This is a genomic window from Nocardia sp. CC213A (assembly GCF_030766805.1).
GTDB classification, from domain to species: Bacteria; Actinomycetota; Actinomycetes; order Mycobacteriales; family Mycobacteriaceae; genus Nocardia; species Nocardia otitidiscaviarum.
Map to the genome: position 1 here is coordinate 601,011 of NZ_JASFXA010000001.1, position 16,117 is coordinate 617,127.

Consider the following 16,117-nt stretch of genomic DNA (forward strand, 5'->3'; position numbering starts at 1 on the left):
GCCGGCGATAAGGGCTGCCGGTAGCTCGGCAGCCCATTCCAGGAACACAGGCTTTGACGTTGACGCTGTGTGAACGTTTAGCGTCCGAGTACCGGAGATACCGGTGGAGTTCTCTGGAGGTGCGAGGCGTGGCCTGGTCGATCGCGGAGGTAGCGCGCATGTCGGGAGTAACGACGCGAATGCTGCGCCATTACGACGATATCGGGCTGCTCGCGCCCGCGGGCATTCGCGGCAACGGCTACCGCTACTACGAGCAGCCGCAACTGCTGCGACTCCAGCAGATCCTCATCCTGCGGGAGCTGGATCTCGGGCTGAGCGATATCGCCGCGATTCTCGACGGGCAGACCGACCGGGTACGGACACTGCGAGACCACCATGCGCGACTGCTACGCGAACGCGATCGGCTGGCGCGGGTGGCGCATACGGTCGCTCGCACCATCGCCGAACTCGAAGCGCAGGAAGGATCATCCGACATGGTCGAAATCAACAGGCCGGAGAACCTTTTCGAAGGTCTGGACCCGAGCCGCTACGACGCCGAGGTTCTGGAACGCTGGCCCGACCAGGAAACCGCGTGGGAGCGGTCGAAGCAGTGGGCCGATTCGTTGTCCGCCGAGGAAACCGAGCGGATGCAGCGGGAAACCACTGCCGCGATGGTACGCATGGCTGAGTTCATGGCATCCGGCACGCCGGTCGACGCACCTGCGGTACAGGCCGAGATCGACGCCGCCTATCGGCTCGTCGAAACAAACTGGAGCCCGAACGCCGACACCCTCCGGACACTGGCCCGGTCCTATCTCGACCCGGCCTACAGTGCGCACTTCGACCGGATCGCGGCGGGGCTCGCCCGGTACTACCACGACGCGATGCTCGCTTTCGCCGAGACGCGGCTCGGCTAGGTTCGCGTCGGCCGGCCTCGCCGACCCCCTGTTACCTCGCCGGGAGGTAGCTGTCGAGCAGGTCGGCCAGTTCGGTGGGGCGGGCCAGGGCGGCGTAGTGGCCTGCCGTGAGTTCGTCCGGGGTGATGGCCAGTCTGTCGGCTACCACGCGGCGCTGGAAATCGGCTGGGAACAAACGGTCTTCGGTGCACAGGACGAACTTCGTGGGGATATCCGGCCAGTTCGGCAGGGGCCAGGGTGTCGCACCGGCCGCGGTGGAGGGGTGGTTGCGTTCGCGGCGGCGCGCCTCGGCGGCTAGTTCGTGGGGTACGTCGTGGTAGTAGATCGCGTCGTCGTCGACGTACTCCGTGCTGGATCGGTAACCGGTGGCATCCCACCATTCGTCCGGCCGCTCCCCCGGCTTCGGGACCATCCCCGCGACCAGGATCAGCAGATCTGCCGAGAGTCGGGCGGCCGCGAGGGGCGCGGTGAACGCCCCGAAGGAATGACCGACCACCACCAGGTCCGTGCGATCGCCGACCGCCTCCACCACGACCTCGGTGTACCGATCCAACCCCACCGCATCGTCGTCGGCCGGGAGATCGGGAGCGACGACATCATGCCCGCGGCGTCGCAATTCCGCCGCCACCAGATGCCAACTCCAACCGCCGTCCCCGGCCCCGTGCACCAGAACGAATGTGCTCACAGGTCCATCCTCTTCCGCCGCCTCGCCATCGCAGACTACCGGGAGAGCGGCATCATCGCCGCTCTCCACCCGGCCCGGGCCGCTCCCTCCTGCGCCCCCGGCGAAGCCACCGACCGGCCCGCACGGCCAGCCAGCCCAGACCGATCAGCAGCACCACCGCGATGAACGCCACGACCGGGACGGCCAACGCCAGAATGGTGAGCGCCAGCGAAGTGCCGTCCTCGGCGGTGGAGACGACCGGATTGCCCACACCCGCGGTCGTCCCCGTGACGAACGGTCGCGCCGCCGTACGACCGGCGTGCACACTGCCCGCGGTGATCGCGCCGAGCACGGCGGCGACCGCGGGCGGCAGGTTCGAGGACAGGCTGGTCTCGGCGGCGAAGAGGATCGCCCCGGACGCCGGAGCCACGAGCACCCCGATACCGTGCACCACCGAATCGATCGCCGGAATCTTGTCGCCGACGAGATCGAGAACGAACACCACCGCGATCCCGATCAGCACGGGCGTCGAGGACAACCACCCGTACGAGCTGCCCAGATCGATCCACCCCATCCGATCGGCGACACCCACGGCCAACAGGGGCAACCACGCGTTCAGCCCCGCCGCCCCCGACAGCCCGAACGCACCGAGCACCGCCGCGACGGCCGCTGTGATCTCCATGCCACAAGTCTGCCGCCACCGACCGACAGGGGCCGATATTTGCCCGGCGAGACACTGCGGGTGTCCCGCCGGTTCCGGCCATGCCCCGCTCACGGAGAGCATGAACCGGCTCGACAGCTCGGACATCGGATCCCCATCGGGTCGGCAGAGCGCACATGTCGACGCCGTGAATTACTGTGGCTCCGTGGGATTCAGCGAATACGCACCGGGTGATGTCGTGTGGTTTCCGGAAGGTCCGTTCAGTGGGATCTGCACGGTGGTGCGGGAGGTGGACGCACGGAATGCCAAGCTGCATATCGACTTCGGTGAGGGGATGGCGCGGCGTGCGGGCAATGTGTTGCGTGAACGGCGGCATGGGCTGACCGTGAGCTTCGAGGAAGTCGAATTGGCTTAGCGGTTCATCTGCTGTTCGACCCTGCGCGCCAGGGTGCGCATGACGACCTCCCCCAAAGGGGCGTCCCGATGCTTGCGCCATCGCATGTTCAACCACTTCGACCGCTTACCGCGAAGTTCGACTTCGGCCCGCTCAGCGGCGTCCACCGAGACCGGGCCGAGCGCCGAAGCCATCACCTGCCGCTCGCGATGTCGGTCCGCGCGGTTGGGGACTCGCTTATTGCGCGGAATGTTCTTCCGGGAGCTTTTGTCGTTCTCTCCGTAGTCGTTTCGCCGGTCCTTGGCGTAGCTGAGGGCCTTCTTCTCCTGGGGGCTGCGCCGCATCACGAACTGCTACACCCGCACATCGAGCCGCGATCCCGCGATGACTGTCGGATCGGCCGTGGCCAGGGCCTCAGCGAGCGGCATGCCCGTGCGTTCGGCGAGGAGTATCCGTTCGCGTACCTCGCGGGGTGTGCGTGGGCGGTAGCCGGGGCCGGTGCCGCAGCAGCCGCCGTGGAAGGTGAGGCCGGAGTCGAGAACTGCTGTCAGGGTGCGCCAACCGGCCTTGTCCAGCTTTCTGGGTACCGCGAGGTGCGGGCCCGCGTCGATGAGATCCGCCCGGCAGTGCGGGCACGGGACGGGGCCGTGCTTGGTCGGGTATTTGAAGGACACCCGGCAGCGCAGGCACACCAGATGTGTCCGGTTCGGGTAGATGCACATGAGAGCAGCGTAGATTCGCGATCGCATCGGAGCGAGTGAATTCCGTTGCCGCCGCTGAGGAGTCAGCTGGGCGGGGCCGTGGTTCGGAGACCGGCGAGCACGACGCCGACGATGCGTTCGGCGTCCGTGCGGGTGAACGGGCGTATGCCACGGTCGACGATGAGATGGACGGGGCCCGAGATCATCTCGCCGAGGAAGGCGCTGTCGATCGGGGGGAGTTCACCGCGGGCGACGGCGGTGTCGACCCGTCGCCGCAGGGCGGCGACGCGCTGGTCGAGCACCTTGGTCAGCATCTGGACGGTGTGGTGGTGACGGGCGGGCTGAATGGTGTGGGCGAGAGTGCGACCGAACGGCGTGTCCAGGGCAGCGGCGAGTGCCAGCAGATAGTCCACCAGGTCTCGGTGGATGTCGCCGGTGTCGGCGACCGACGCGAGATCCTCGGCGTAGCGGAGCACCGCTTCGACCACCAGTTCTTCGCGGTCGGGCCAGTTGCGGTAGACGCTGGTCTTGTTCACGCCGGCGAGTTCGGCGACCTCCTCGTAGCGGAAGCCCGCGATGCCGTCCCGTGCGACGAGTTCGGCGGTCGCGGCAAGGATCTGGGCGCGCACCCGTGCGTTGCGGCCGCCGGGTCGCCGTGCGGGCGGCCGATCCGCGGTCCCGTCGGTCATTGCGTGCTCACCTCCTGCTCCGGGTGCCGATTCTCGTCAGCCGCGACGTTGCGGCGCAAACCAGCCACCAGTATGCTCCACAAAAGCAACAGATAGTTGCTTTTATTCGCTAGCTGGGAGCACACGCGTGCAGGTCCTCATCTCCGGAGCCGGTATCGCCGGACTCGCCTCCGCCCTCGAACTCGGCCGCCGTGGCCACGCGGTGACCGTTGTCGAATACGCCCGCCAGCTGCGGCTCGCCGGCACCCCCATCGATATCCGGGGTGACGCGATCGCGGCCGTGGACGGGATGGGACTGCTCCCGCGGATCCGTCGGCACCGCGTCCGGATGTCCGAACTCACCCAGTTCGTCGACAGTGCGGGCGAGCCGGTGGCCCGAATCCCATTGGCGGAGGTCGGCGATTCCGACGACGACATCGAACTCCTCCGCGCGGACCTCGTGCGCATCCTCGCCGAGGCGCTTCCGGATTCCACGGTGGTCCGCTTCGCCGACTCGATCGCGGCTCTGACCGGCGACGACACCGGCGTCGACGTGCGATTCAGCTCGGGCCGCGCCGATCGGTACGACCTGGTGATCGGGGCCGACGGAGAACATTCCGCGGTACGCGGACTGTTGTTCGGTCCCGAGGAGCGTTACGCACGACACCTAGGGGTCTATTTCGCCCTGGCCGAACTCCCCGACACGGTTGTGCCGGACATCAACTCGATCTACAACCTCCCCGATCGGATGGCGGGCATCTTTCGGTTCGGCGGCAAAACCGTCGCCAACTTCCAGTTCCGTTCGGCGGCCATCGATTACGACCACCGGAACCTGGACGCGCAGAAGCGGATACTCGTCGACGCGTTCGCGGGCTACCGATCGTGGCGTATTCCGGAACTCCTCGACGCGGCCCGCGCCGATCCCGACTTCTACTTCACCGCGGCGCGCCAGATTCGGCTTCCCTCCTGGCACCGCGGTCGAGTCGTCCTGGTCGGCGACGCGGGCTACTGCCCCGCCTACCTGTCCGGGCGGGGCACCTCGCTCGCACTCACCGGCGCCCGTTTCCTCGCCGAGGCACTCGAGCGGCACGGTGCCCGAGCCGAGACGTTCGCGGAATACGAGGCCCGGCAACGCCCCTACGTGACTTTCGCACAGGGCCGTGCCATCGGCGGTCTCGACCGCATCGTGCCGCGCACCTGGGCCGACATCGCCACCCGCAACGCCGCACTGCGATCGCCTGACACCGTGCGCTGAAGCCGTGCGCCACCATCATCCGCCACACCGGCGCGGCCGGACCTTCGCACCTCGCGCCGAAATCCCTACGCGCTGAAGAGAATGCACAGTGACACACAGGCTGGAAGAACACTCCCCCATCGTCCGGGAGTACCGCTGGAGCAGTCGGCTCGTCCTCTGGGCGGCCGTCCTCACCCTCGCCAATGTCCTGGCCGATGTCGTCATCGGCTCGCCCATGATGGTCCTGCCCCAACTGCTGGACCATTTCGACACCGACCAGGCAGCCTGGCTCAATGCGAGCGCGATGCTGGCCGGAGCCATCTGGTCACCATTGCTCGCGAAGAGCTCCGATATCTTCGGCAAGCGCCGGATCCTCATCGGCACCCTGCTGCTCGCCTGCGCCGGGGCGCTGGTCTGCCTGCTCGCCCCGAGCCTCTGGATCTTCCTGGTGGGCCGCTTCTTTCAGGGCGCCGCCTTCGCCGCGGTCTTCCTCACGGTCGCGCTCACTCGCCAGATCGCCACGCCCACAGTGGCGATGGCGGTGGTCGGGCTGGTCACGTCCGGGTCGTCGGTGGTCGGCATCGTCGAACCGTTCCTGATGAAACCGATCATCGATCTGTTCGGCTATCGCAGCGTGTTCGTGGCGGCGGCGCTGCTCGCGGCGGCGGCCGCGCTCTGCGTACGGGCATTCATTCCGGAGTCGCCTGTTCTCGGCCACGGTCGTATCGACGTCGGCGGTGCACTCCTGCTCGGCGGCGGCCTGGGTGCGGTGCTCGCCTACATCAGTCTCGGCAGGAATCTCGGGTGGGGATCCGGGGAGATGCTCGTGCTGGTGACGGCCGGTGTCACCGCGCTTGCCGGTTGGGCACTCGGCGCGCTGCGGATGGACGAACCCGTCATCGATATCCGGGCGCTGCGTCGCCCGATCCTGTTGACGCTGCTGGCGCTGGTGCTGGCGGCGGGCTCCTTCCGGAGCATGCTGCAACTGACGAGCATCGTCGCCCAGGTGCCGCCCGAACTGGGGCTCGGGTACGGGCTGGGTGACGGCGAGGCGATCGCGGTGCTGCTCGCGGCGCCCAATCTCGGGATTGTGGTCGGCGGCGTGTGCGCCGGATGGATCGCGGGACGGTTCGGTCCCGCGGTACCCCTGCTCGGCGGCATCGCGGTCGGCGTCGTGGCGAGCTTCGCGATGCTGGCGGGGGTATCGACACTGCCGCTGGCCATCGCCTGCGGCGCCCTGGTCGGAATGGCGGCCGGTGCGATCGGGGCGTCCGGATACAACCTCGCGACCGGTCTCGAAGCTCCCGAACGGCAGGGCACCATCGCCGGTCTGGTCTCGGTCGTGCTCGCCCTCGGCTCGGTCATCGTCAACGTCGCCGGGGGCGAAATACTCAAAGCGACGCGGATACCCGGAACCTTCGCCGACGGCGCACCGGTGAGCACGTCGACCGGCGTGTACCTCTACATCGCGATGGCGGGAGCGCTCTTCCTCCTCGCCGCCGTGCCCGCGATCATATTGGTACGCAACCGGACAGCCGCCGCATCCGGTGCGACGATGCGTCCGGTCGTTCGCCGACGTCGATGAGTCCTCCACGCCACGCCTCCTGGGCATGTAGACCGGCGCCCACGAGTGTCGCGACTCGCTCGAACTCCTGGTCGCGGGGACGAGCCCCCTATCCGCCCTGCTGTCGACGGACCATTTCGGTGATCCAGGTGGGTGCGTAGGGCGAGGTGCAGCCGGGTGGGGTCGGGTAGTCCTCGAGGACCCCGAGGCGTTCGCCGATGTCGAGGGCGCGGGCGCGGTGGGTGACGTGTTCGATGCCGATCTGCGCCAAGCAGTGGTTCATCGCCCATTGCAGACGGTCCGGGGCGGCCTTCATCTCCGACTCGATGGCGTCGAGCAGGCCGGGGAGGTCGAGGCCGTCGGGTCGCTTCGCTACGCGCTCGGTGGTCAGCGCCCAGCCGGCGCTCGCCACCACCGGATCGGGGTCTGCCATCCAGGCGGTGCGGAGATCCTCGGCGTGGGATCCCTTCCGCACCACGTAGTTCACCAGCCAGTCGTGTGCCTTGGGAATGCGTGCCGTACGCAGGATGCGGTCGAGCTCGCCACGATCGAACGCCTTGGGCCCACAGATCAGCGTTGCCAGCAGCTTCGCCGCCGTGTCGTCGGTCTCCCAGAGCTGTCGTGCCAGAGCTCAGCCTGCCATGAATGTGACTCTCGTCATGACAGCGACCTGGCCGGATTCAGTCGGACGGTGCCGGGTATGTCGGCAGCAGTGAGCCCAAACGACTACGGGAGGTACTCATGTCCGACAAGGAAGAAAGCGCGCGCCAGGGTATCGAGGGCGTCATCGAGGACGCCAAGGGTAAGGCCAAGGAGGTCGCGGGTGTGATCACCGGGGATGAGGACCTCAAGGGTGAAGGCCGTGCCCAGCAGGACAAGGCCGAGGCGCAGCGGGAGGTGGCCACCAAGGAGGCGGCCGCGGAGAAGGCTCGTGCCGAGGCCGAGGTCGCGAAGGCGCGTGAGTCCGGATATCAGGACAAGTAGTTCGCGAACAGGTATCGCGAATCGGTGGGCGGCTCGAACGGGCCGCCCACCGATCGCTTCTGCCGGTGTGCTGGGCCGTATCCGAAGCGGCGGAATCCGGGTTCGACAGCGACCGGGTCGTATCGGCTCCGCTATGGGCGCGGGTACGCCTGGAACAGCTGCCACATCCGGTTCTGGATCTCGGTGCGGCGGGCGCCGGTCGGCCACGAATGGCTACCGCCGTTGTACACCCGCCACACCACCTGCGTGCCGGAGGCGCAGTCCCAGCGCTTGGAATCCTTCACATCCGTACCACCGTCGGGGCGCTCGTTCTGACACGGGCGGTTCTCCCAGCTCCAGTACATGACATGGCTGTAGGCGATGGGCTCGGGCACCGTGGTGTCGTTGGCGGACGCGAAGACCGCCCAGGAGATCGCGCGAGCCGGGTCGCAGCCCGCCGGAGGGGGCGCGGGAGCGTATACAGCCCCGGAGGCGTAGAAGGTCGAATCCACGCATCCGACCCGGGATGCCATCTGCCCTCCGTTGGAGTGGCCCAACAGGTGGATGCGTTTCGGGTTCACACACCACTGCGCGCGCACGTTCGCGACCACACTACGGATATGGTTGAGGTCCACGGGGTTGTCACCGGCTTCCCAGCCCCACCCCGATCCCTCCGGTTTGCTACCGCGTGGATAGACGACAATGGATTTGGTCCGATCGGCGACCGCGTTCCAGCCCGATCCACCTTCCATACTCTCGGGCGTGCCCCGGCCGCCGTGCAGTGCGACCACCAACGGCGCCCCGCCGCTGGGGATTCCGGCCGGAACATGGACGCGGTAGTACCTTCCGCCGAAGTCGACCCGTTTGGTGGTCGGCGTCGTGGAACACGCGACGGCCAGCCCGTCGGGATCCTCGTACAGTTCTTCGTCGGCATCGGCGGCACCCGCGGTGGAAACCACGAGCGATAATGCCGTGCAGCACGCGCCGATCACGGCGGCCACACGCTGGGAAACAGAGATCGCTACAGAAACTCCTTGTGTGCGAACGAAATTGCGAAGCGCACCCTACCCAGATTGCCGTAGCCTTCGTGGCGGGCTCCGCGATGACGGATGCCCGCAGAACTGCGGTCTTGCCGCAGCGGTACGCGGCTCGGACGGGCCGCCCACCGGTCCGCGGCGGGTGTTTCCGGACCGTGTCCGAGGGCAGCGGAATCGGGTCATGTTGACTAGCATCTGAGCTTGGTGTGTCGCGCCGGAACAGCAAGTCGGGCCGGACGAATTCGGTGAAGTGGGGGCGTTGTGCGGCAGATTCTCGTGGCGGCGTTGATCGCGCTGGTGGTGTCGATCTCGCTGACACCGGTGTTGATCAAGGTCTTCTCGCGGCGGCACTGGGGGCAGGAGATCCGGGTCGAGGGTCCGGCCAGCCATCAGCAGAAGCGGGGCACGCCGACCATGGGCGGAATCGCCATTCTGGTCGGGATGTGGACGGGATATCTGGGATCCCATCTGATCGGCATCGGGTATGGGGCCGAAGGCGTTTCGGCCTCGGCGCTGCTGGTGCTCGGATTGGCCACCGCCCTCGGCGTGGTGGGCTTCCTCGACGACTACATCAAGTTGCGGCAGCGGCGGAACCTGGGCTTGACGGCGACCGGGAAGTACATCGGTCAGCTCACCGCCGCGATCATCTTCGGGGTGCTGGTACTGCGATTTCCGAACAGCACCGGGTTGACGCCGGGCAGCCGGGCGCTGTCCTATGTGCGCGATACGTCGATCATCACCCTGGGCACCGTCTTCTTCCTGGTCTGGGTCTGTTTTCTCGTGGTGGCCTGGTCCAATGCCGTGAACTTCACCGACGGCCTGGACGGGTTGGCGGCGGGCGCGATGAGTTGGGCGCTGGGCGCGTACATGCTGATCACGTTCTGGCAGTACTCGAACGCGTGCACGCCGCGCCCCAGCGCGGGCTGCTACCACGTGCGCGACCCGCTGGACCTGGCGCTGGTGTGCGCCGCCGGAGCCGCCGCCTGTATCGGCTTCCTGTGGTGGAATGCCGCCCCCGCCAAGATATTCATGGGCGACACCGGCTCCATGACACTGGGCGGCCTGCTCGCCGGACTCGCCGTCACCACCCGCACCGAACTGCTCATGGTCGTCGTCGGCGCGCTGTTCTTCGTGGAGATCCTGTCGGTGCTGCTACAGATCGTCGTGTTCAAGACGACCCGCCAACGCCTGTTCAAGATGGCTCCGTTCCACCACCACTTCGAACTCGCCGGATGGGCCGAGACCACCGTCATCATCCGATTCTGGTTGCTGGGCGGCATATCCGCCGCCATCGGACTGATGCTGTTCTACGCCGAATACCTGACGGCGTGAACGGTCAGAAGCGCTGCCACGACGGCTTGTTCTCCACGGCGAACCGGTAGTAGTCCACGGCCTTCAGGTTGACGGCCGCGGCCGGGTCGACGATGACCGTGACGTGCGGGTGCATCTGGAGGATGGAGGCCGGGCAGAAGGCCGACACCGGACCCTCCACGGCGGCGGCCACGGCATCGGCCTTACCCTCGCCGGTGGCGATCATGACGAGATGGTCAGCGTCACTGATGGTTCCGAGCCCCTGGGTGAGCACATGGGTGGGCACCTGCGACAGGTCACCATCGAAGAACCGAGCGTTGTCCTCGCGGGTCTTCGGCGTCAGCGTCTTCACGCGGGTGCGGGAGCGCAGCGAGGAGCCGGGCTCGTTGAACCCCAGGTGCCCGTTCGCGCCGATACCGAGAATCTGCACCGAAACCGGTCCGCTCAGCGCGATCATGCGCTCGTAATCGGCCGCGGCGGCCGGAATGTCGTCGGCACGGCCGTCGGGGCTGTGCACATCGGCGTCCGCGAAATCCACCTGCGCGGTGAACTCGTCCCGAATGAACTGAGCGTAGGACTGCGGGTGCCCGGCGGGCAGCCCGATGTACTCGTCGAGCAGAAACGCCTGCACCCCGGCGAAACTCAGGCCCTCCTCCCGATGCTGGCGAATGAGCTCCTGATAGGCGCCGAGCGGCGAGGAGCCGGTGGCCAGACCGATGGCGCGCGCACCGCGCCGCACATGGTCGGCCATGATGCGGCCGGCGAGCACACCGGCGTCGGTCGCGTTGTCGGTGATCACGAGTTCCATGGCAGTCCGTCCTTGTACACGGTCACAGGGGTCAGTTGGCTATCGGTGACGAGCACGTCGGCGCGCATACCCGCGCGCAGCGCGCCGACGCGATCGTCGATGCCGAGCAGGCGGGCCGGGGTGGCGCAGGCGGCGGTGGCGGCGCTGGTGAGATCCACACCGGCGTGGAAGACGGTGCGCCGCAGCACATCCGAGGCGCAGGCGGTGCCGCCCGCGATGGTGCCCGGCCCGTGCGGGTCGTAGAGCCGCGACACCCCGTCCGCCACGATCACGTCCAGAATGCCGAGGTGGTAGCGACCGTCCGGCATTCCGGCCGCCGCCATGGCGTCGGTGATGAGCGCGAGATTGTCCGCGCCGAGGGTGTCGAACACCATGCGCACGGTCCCGTCGGCCAGATGCACACCATCGGCGATGAGTTCGGCCACCACGTCACCGCGCCCGGCCGCCGCCATCGCCGCCGTCAGGAAATTGGCGTCGCGGTGTGCCAGTGCGGGCATGGCGTTGAACAGATGGGTGATGGACACCCGGTCACCGCGGCGCATGGCCCGCACCGAGCGCTCATAGTCGGCCACGGTGTGCCCGAGCGACAGCAGCACGCCCGCCTCGTTCAGCAGATCCGCGAGTTCGTCGAAGTGCGCGGTCTCCGGGGCGACGGTGACCGAGACGATGCGCCCGTCGCCGTGCCGCAGCAGCCGCCGCAGCATGGCCGGGTCACCGGGCACGATGCGCGCCGGATCGTGTGCACCGCAGCGGTGTTCGCTGATGAACGGCCCCTCGAGGTGAATGCCCGCGAGCAGTCCGGCATCGACGGCCTTGCCGAGCAGGTCGATCCGCTCCAGCAGTTCGGCCTCGGTGGCCGAGACCAGGGAGGCGACCAGCGTCGTCGTGCCGCGGCCGCGGTGGAAGCCGACGGCGTTCACGATGCCGTCGAAATCCGTTTCCGGGAAACCGAATCCGCCGCCGCCGTGGCAGTGCACATCGATGAGACCCGGCAGCACGATCGGCGGCTCACCCGCGAGTGTGGGCAGCTCACCGTCGAATTCGGCCGCCGGGCCGACGTAGTCGAGGAGCGGACCGTCGAACGACACCACGCCGTCGGCGAGTTCGCCCGCCTCGGTGAGGGTGACGACCCGCCCGCGCAGTGTCGTCCTCAACCCGCCCGCCCCCGTACCGATCCGGTGCAATGGGCAAGTACGCGACAGCGGCCGGGCGCCGTCCGGCGACCGCACGCCGCACGGAGAACCACCCGGCTCATCGGTCCCCTCGCAAAACCTGCCGCGCTGCCCGCGCAGCCTCCTCGGCGGTGGCGGCATCGAGCACCGCCGCAGCCGCCCGCGCACACCGCTCCCGCGTGACCGCCGCCAGCGCGGCCCGCACCCCGGCCAGCGACCGCGGTGCCATCGACAGCGTCTCCACACCCAAACCCACCAGCACACAGGCGAATTCGGGATGAGAAGCGGCTTCGCCGCACACCCCGACCGCCACCTCGTGCCGCCGCGCGCCCGCGACCACGGCCGCGATCGTCGCCGCCAGCGCGGGCTGCCACGGATTGTGCAACTCCGCCAGCGCCGAGGACATGCGATCGGCCCCGAACAGATACTGCGACAGGTCGTTGGTGCCGATGGAGAAGAAATCCACCTCCGCGCCGAGCCGCTCGGCGCGCAAGGCGGCGGCCGGAACCTCCACCATGATGCCGCGGCTGGTCACGCCCAGTTCCCGGGCGCGAGCGGCGAAGGCCCGCGCCTCCTCCACGGTGGCCACCATGGGGGCCATCACCTTCACCGGCGTTCCGGTGGCGGCGCGGGCGGCCTCGATGGCGGTGAGCTGGTCGTCCAATGTCCCCTCATCGACACTGGCCAACCGGATACCGCGCACGCCGAGAGCCGGATTCTCCTCCTCGGACAGCTTCAGAAACGGCAGCGGCTTGTCCGATCCGGCGTCCAGGGTGCGCACGGTGACCGGACGCTCCCCCAGGATCTCGAAGATCTCCCGGTACTGGGCCGTCTGCTCGTCGATGGTCGGTGCGGAGTGCCGTCCCAGGAACAGGAATTCGGTGCGGAAGAGTCCGACACCCTCGGCGCCGAGTTCCACCGCGAGCCGGGCGTCGGCCGCGCTGCCCACATTCGCCAGCAGCGGTACCGCGTACCCGTCGGCCGTGCGCCCCGGCCCGGTCGGCGCGTCCTGCTGCCGCGCCCGAGCCACCAGCACCTCCGTGCGCCGTCCCGGTGCGGGCGCGATCTCGACCGTGCCCGCGGTCCCGTCGACGACCACCTCGGTGCCCTCGGCGATCTCGACCGCGCCCGGGCAGGCGACCACGGCCGGAATACCCAGCGCCTTGGCCAGAATCGCGGTGTGCGACGTCGGTCCACCGGCCACCGTGAGCAGCCCGACCACCGTGTTCGGATCGAGTGTCGCGGTATCGGCGGGCGCGAGGTCGCGCGCCGCGAGAATGAACGGCACCGCGCTGTCCGGAATGCCGGGCGGGTCGACGCCGAGCAGTTCGGCGACGACGCGCTGCCCCACATCACGCAGGTCGGCGGCGCGCTCGGCCATCATGCCGCCAAGCGCGGTCAGCTGCTCGGCGAAGTGGTCGACCGCCTCGGTCACCGCATGCGCGGTGGGGCCGCCCGCTCGGATCCCGGCACGCACCTGATCCAGCAGCGCCGGATCGGCGGCCAGCGCCGCCGTCATGGTCAAGATGTCTGCCGCCGTGCCCCGAGCCGTCTCCGCCTGGGCGGCGTAGCGCGCGGCGACGGTGTCGAAAGCGGCCTCCATCCGCGCGATTTCGGCATCGACGTCCGCGCCGGGGGCGTCGGCGGCGCTGGTGGCCGGCGCGGACGCCAACCACAGCACCGGCCCGACGGCCACCCCCGGCGCGGCCGCGACACCGCGAACCTCACGCGTCAAGATCGGTCTCCAGCAGCTCGACGAGCGCGTCCAGACTCGTCTCGGCTCCATCCTCGGCGCTCAGGACCACGGTGTCACCCTGTTTCACGCCCAGGGTCATGACCTGGAGCATGGAGGCCGCGGCCACCGGGGCCTTGCCGTCCACCGAGATCATCACCGGCACCGCGGATTCCGCGGCGGCCTTGACGAAAAGGGCGGCCGGACGGGCGTGTAAACCGGACTTCGACGCAACGACGGCGGTGCGGTTGATCATTGGGCGGTGTTCTCCTTCTCGATGTCTGCCTCGTCGGGTTCGCGTCCGGGGGTCGGCAGGTTCCAGCGCCGGATGATGAAGCTGAAGGTGACGTAGTACAGCACCGCGTAGCCGAGACCGATCGGAATCAGCAGCAGCGGATGGGTCGCCTTGCCGAAGTTGAGCAGGTAGTCGATGGCTCCCGCCGAGAAGGTGAAGCCGTCGTGGATACCGAGCGCATTGGTCAGTGCCAGCGCCGAACCGGTGAACAGCGCGTGGATGAGCAGCAGCGGCCACGCCACGAAAATGAACGCGAACTCCAGCGGTTCGGTGATGCCGGTGACGAAGGCGGTCAGACCGGTCGAGAGCATGATGCCGCCGACCATCTTGCGGTTCTCGGGCTTGGCATTGCGCCAGATGGCCAGCGCGGCGGCGGGCAGGCCGAACATCATGATCGGGAAGAAGCCGGTCATGAAGGTGCCCGCGGTCGGGTCACCGGCCAGGAAGCGTGGGATGTCGCCGTGTGCGCCGTCGTAGTCGCCGATCACGAACCACACCACCGAGTTCAGGATGTGGTGCAGGCCCAGCGGGATCAGCAGCCGGTTGAAGAAGCCGAAGATGCCGCCACCGGCGACGTCGTTGTCCGCGACCGCCTCACCGAGCCAGGTCAGGCCCGCGTTGAACGCCGGATAGATGAACGACATGGCCACGCCGATGAGCACGGCGGCACAGGCGGTGAGGATCGGCACCAGTCGGCGGCCGGAGAAGAAGCCGAGGTAGTCGGGCAGTTGGGTGCGGTGGTAGCGCTGCCACAGCACGGCGGCGGTGATGCCCATGACGATGCCGCCGAGGACACCGAAGTTCACCAGTGCCTGATCCCCGTCGGCAGTGGTCTTACCCTCCAGCACGACCGGAGACATGGCCTTCTCCACACCCTGGAAGGCCAGATAGCCGACAACGCCCGCGAGTGCGGTCGAGCCGTCGGCCTTCTTGGCCCAGCCGATGGCGATACCGACCGCGAACAGCAGCGGGAGATTGTCGAGCAGCGCGCCGCCCGCCCCCGCGAGGACGGCCGCCACCGATTCCAGTGGCGAGAAGCGGCCGAGCATGTCGTCTTGGCCGAGCCGCAGCAGCAGGCCCGCCGCGGGAAGGGTGGCGATCGGCAGCATCAAGCTCCGACCCAGTTTCTGCAGGCCGGATAGATCCAGCTTCTTACGCTCGCTTGCGGCGACGTCGGCCATAGCGGGGTCCTTCAGTCCGTGAATCGAGTCACACGCGTGTATGGTGACGGTGACTGGTTATAACCAGAGATATACTGGTTATAACCAGTTTTGTCCACCCCGACACGCACGGAGGAAGAATGTCCAAGGCCGATCAGATCGTCGCCGGGCTAGGCGGCACCGACAACATCGTCGAGGTCGAAGGCTGCATCACGCGGTTGCGCGTCGAGATCAAGGACGCCACCAAGGTCGACGAGAAGGCGCTCAAGGCCGCCGGCGCGCACGGTGTCGTGAAGGCGGGCGCCGCGGTTCAGGTCGTGGTCGGACCCACCGCCGACGCCCTGGCCGAAGACATCAACGATCTGCTCTGAGTCACATGAGCACCCAGATCCTCTCGCCCCTCGCGGGCACCGCCATACCGCTGTCCGAGGTCCCCGACCCGGTGTTCTCCGCCGAGATGGTGGGAGCCGGGGTGGCGGTGGAACCCCTCGACACCGATGAGCCGACCACCGTGGTCGCACCCGTCTCCGGCACCCTGGTGAAACTGCACCCGCATGCCGCGGTCATCGTCTCCGACTCGGGCGCGGGCGTGCTGCTGCACGTCGGCATCGATACCGTCGGCAAGGCCGACCTGTTCCAGGTGCACGTCGAGGAGGGCGCGGCGGTGAACCAGGGTGATGCCCTGATCACCTTCTCCCCCAATGCCATCCGCCGCCTGGACCTGAGCGCCGCCGTCCCCGTGGTGGTGATGGATACCGCCCCGGGCTCCGCGCTCGAACCGGCCAGCGGTCCGATCGCGGCGGGCGCGGTGCTGTTCTCCATCTGAGCGGGCGCTCTCCGACAACGGCCCGCGGAGA

Annotated in this window: 19 protein-coding genes and 1 pseudogene; 8 read left to right on the top strand and 12 right to left on the bottom strand. The window is 68.2% G+C overall.

The window, feature by feature from the left end; genetic code table 11:
- Positions 1-128: 128 nt before the first annotated feature.
- Positions 129-896, top strand: a complete 768-nt coding sequence (locus tag QJS31_RS02820; protein WP_282783439.1) for a MerR family transcriptional regulator — start codon at positions 129-131, stop codon at positions 894-896.
- A 31-nt stretch (positions 897-927) separates the two neighbouring features.
- Here QJS31_RS02820 and QJS31_RS02825 read toward each other — a convergent pair whose 3' ends face one another.
- Together QJS31_RS02825 and QJS31_RS02830 are read right to left on the bottom strand one after the other, a co-directional pair.
- Positions 928-1,581 carry an alpha/beta fold hydrolase gene (locus QJS31_RS02825; protein ID WP_282783437.1) on the bottom strand — a complete coding sequence of 218 codons (654 nt, stop codon included), beginning with the start codon at positions 1,579-1,581 and terminating at the stop codon, positions 928-930.
- Between the two features lie 52 nt (positions 1,582-1,633).
- The gene (locus QJS31_RS02830; protein WP_282783435.1) at positions 1,634-2,242 is read right to left on the bottom strand and encodes a DUF4126 domain-containing protein; all 609 of its coding nucleotides are present in this window, start codon (positions 2,240-2,242) and stop codon (positions 1,634-1,636) included.
- A 184-nt stretch (positions 2,243-2,426) separates the two neighbouring features.
- On the opposite strand from QJS31_RS02830, the gene QJS31_RS02835 reads away from it, so the two are divergent.
- Entirely contained in the window at positions 2,427-2,636 is a 210-nt protein-coding gene (locus tag QJS31_RS02835; protein WP_282783433.1) for a hypothetical protein, read from the top strand.
- On the opposite strand, the gene QJS31_RS02840 is transcribed toward QJS31_RS02835, so the two are convergent.
- From QJS31_RS02840 to QJS31_RS02850, 3 genes are all read right to left on the bottom strand, one after another.
- Entirely contained in the window at positions 2,633-2,959 is a 327-nt protein-coding gene (locus QJS31_RS02840; protein WP_282783431.1) for a hypothetical protein, read from the bottom strand. The two genes, QJS31_RS02835 and QJS31_RS02840, sit on opposite strands and share 4 nt — an antisense overlap.
- Positions 2,960-2,968: 9 nt before the next feature.
- Complete coding sequence (locus QJS31_RS02845) at positions 2,969-3,337, bottom strand: hypothetical protein (protein ID WP_221937991.1); 369 nt, start codon at positions 3,335-3,337, stop codon at positions 2,969-2,971.
- Positions 3,338-3,399: 62 nt separating this feature from the next.
- Positions 3,400-4,005 carry a TetR/AcrR family transcriptional regulator gene (locus tag QJS31_RS02850; RefSeq protein ID WP_282783429.1) on the bottom strand — a complete coding sequence of 202 codons (606 nt, stop codon included), beginning with the start codon at positions 4,003-4,005 and terminating at the stop codon, positions 3,400-3,402.
- Between the two features lie 127 nt (positions 4,006-4,132).
- Between QJS31_RS02850 and QJS31_RS02855 the strand changes: the two genes are divergently transcribed.
- Both QJS31_RS02855 and QJS31_RS02860 read left to right on the top strand, forming a co-directional pair.
- Positions 4,133-5,239 (top strand): FAD-dependent monooxygenase, encoded by a 1,107-nt coding sequence (locus tag QJS31_RS02855; protein WP_282783427.1) that lies wholly within the window; start codon positions 4,133-4,135, stop codon positions 5,237-5,239.
- An 88-nt stretch (positions 5,240-5,327) separates the two neighbouring features.
- Complete coding sequence (locus tag QJS31_RS02860) at positions 5,328-6,803, top strand: MFS transporter (RefSeq protein WP_282783425.1); 1,476 nt, start codon at positions 5,328-5,330, stop codon at positions 6,801-6,803.
- Positions 6,804-6,891: 88 nt separating this feature from the next.
- Here QJS31_RS02860 and QJS31_RS02865 read toward each other — a convergent pair.
- Positions 6,892-7,410 (bottom strand): annotated as a pseudogene (locus tag QJS31_RS02865) (DNA alkylation repair protein); the annotation flags it as partial.
- A 113-nt stretch (positions 7,411-7,523) separates the two neighbouring features.
- On the opposite strand from QJS31_RS02865, the gene QJS31_RS02870 reads away from it, so the two are divergent.
- Entirely contained in the window at positions 7,524-7,766 is a 243-nt protein-coding gene (locus tag QJS31_RS02870; RefSeq protein ID WP_143981434.1) for a CsbD family protein, read from the top strand.
- 131 nt (positions 7,767-7,897) lie between these two features.
- On the opposite strand, the gene QJS31_RS02875 is transcribed toward QJS31_RS02870, so the two are convergent.
- Complete coding sequence (locus tag QJS31_RS02875) at positions 7,898-8,746, bottom strand: PHB depolymerase family esterase (RefSeq protein WP_282785813.1); 849 nt, start codon at positions 8,744-8,746, stop codon at positions 7,898-7,900.
- A gap of 297 nt (positions 8,747-9,043) precedes the next feature.
- On the opposite strand from QJS31_RS02875, the gene mraY reads away from it, so the two are divergent.
- Complete coding sequence (mraY, locus tag QJS31_RS02880) at positions 9,044-10,114, top strand: phospho-N-acetylmuramoyl-pentapeptide-transferase (RefSeq protein WP_282785814.1); 1,071 nt, start codon at positions 9,044-9,046, stop codon at positions 10,112-10,114.
- A gap of 4 nt (positions 10,115-10,118) precedes the next feature.
- Here the strand turns inward: mraY and nagB are convergent, their stop codons facing one another.
- The 5 genes from nagB to QJS31_RS02905 all read right to left on the bottom strand — a co-directional run bounded on the left by nagB (position 10,119) and on the right by QJS31_RS02905 (position 15,281).
- Positions 10,119-10,901, bottom strand: a complete 783-nt coding sequence (gene nagB / locus QJS31_RS02885) for a glucosamine-6-phosphate deaminase (protein WP_282785815.1) — start codon at positions 10,899-10,901, stop codon at positions 10,119-10,121.
- Positions 10,889-12,055, bottom strand: a complete 1,167-nt coding sequence (locus QJS31_RS02890) for an N-acetylglucosamine-6-phosphate deacetylase (protein ID WP_282785816.1) — start codon at positions 12,053-12,055, stop codon at positions 10,889-10,891. The genes nagB and QJS31_RS02890 overlap by 13 nt, the downstream gene beginning before the upstream one ends.
- Before the next feature lie 97 nt (positions 12,056-12,152).
- Entirely contained in the window at positions 12,153-13,808 is a 1,656-nt protein-coding gene (gene ptsP / locus QJS31_RS02895) for a phosphoenolpyruvate--protein phosphotransferase (RefSeq protein ID WP_306355876.1), read from the bottom strand.
- Positions 13,798-14,061: an HPr family phosphocarrier protein gene (locus tag QJS31_RS02900; protein WP_039814892.1), complete on the bottom strand. Its 264-nt coding sequence runs from the start codon at positions 14,059-14,061 to the stop codon at positions 13,798-13,800. Before QJS31_RS02900 ends, ptsP begins: the two co-directional genes overlap by 11 nt.
- A complete protein-coding gene (locus QJS31_RS02905; protein WP_306355877.1) occupies positions 14,058-15,281 on the bottom strand; it encodes a PTS transporter subunit EIIC in 1,224 nt (407 codons plus the stop codon). Before QJS31_RS02905 ends, QJS31_RS02900 begins: the two co-directional genes overlap by 4 nt.
- 119 nt (positions 15,282-15,400) lie before the next feature.
- Here QJS31_RS02905 and QJS31_RS02910 point away from each other — a divergent pair, with 119 nt between their 5' ends.
- Positions 15,401-15,631, top strand: coding sequence for a glucose PTS transporter subunit EIIB (locus tag QJS31_RS02910; RefSeq protein ID WP_039814894.1), 231 nt, complete (start codon positions 15,401-15,403; stop codon positions 15,629-15,631).
- 5 nt (positions 15,632-15,636) lie between these two features.
- Complete coding sequence (locus QJS31_RS02915; RefSeq protein ID WP_282786639.1) at positions 15,637-16,086, top strand: PTS glucose transporter subunit IIA; 450 nt, start codon at positions 15,637-15,639, stop codon at positions 16,084-16,086.
- The last annotated feature ends 31 nt before the right edge of the window (positions 16,087-16,117 follow it).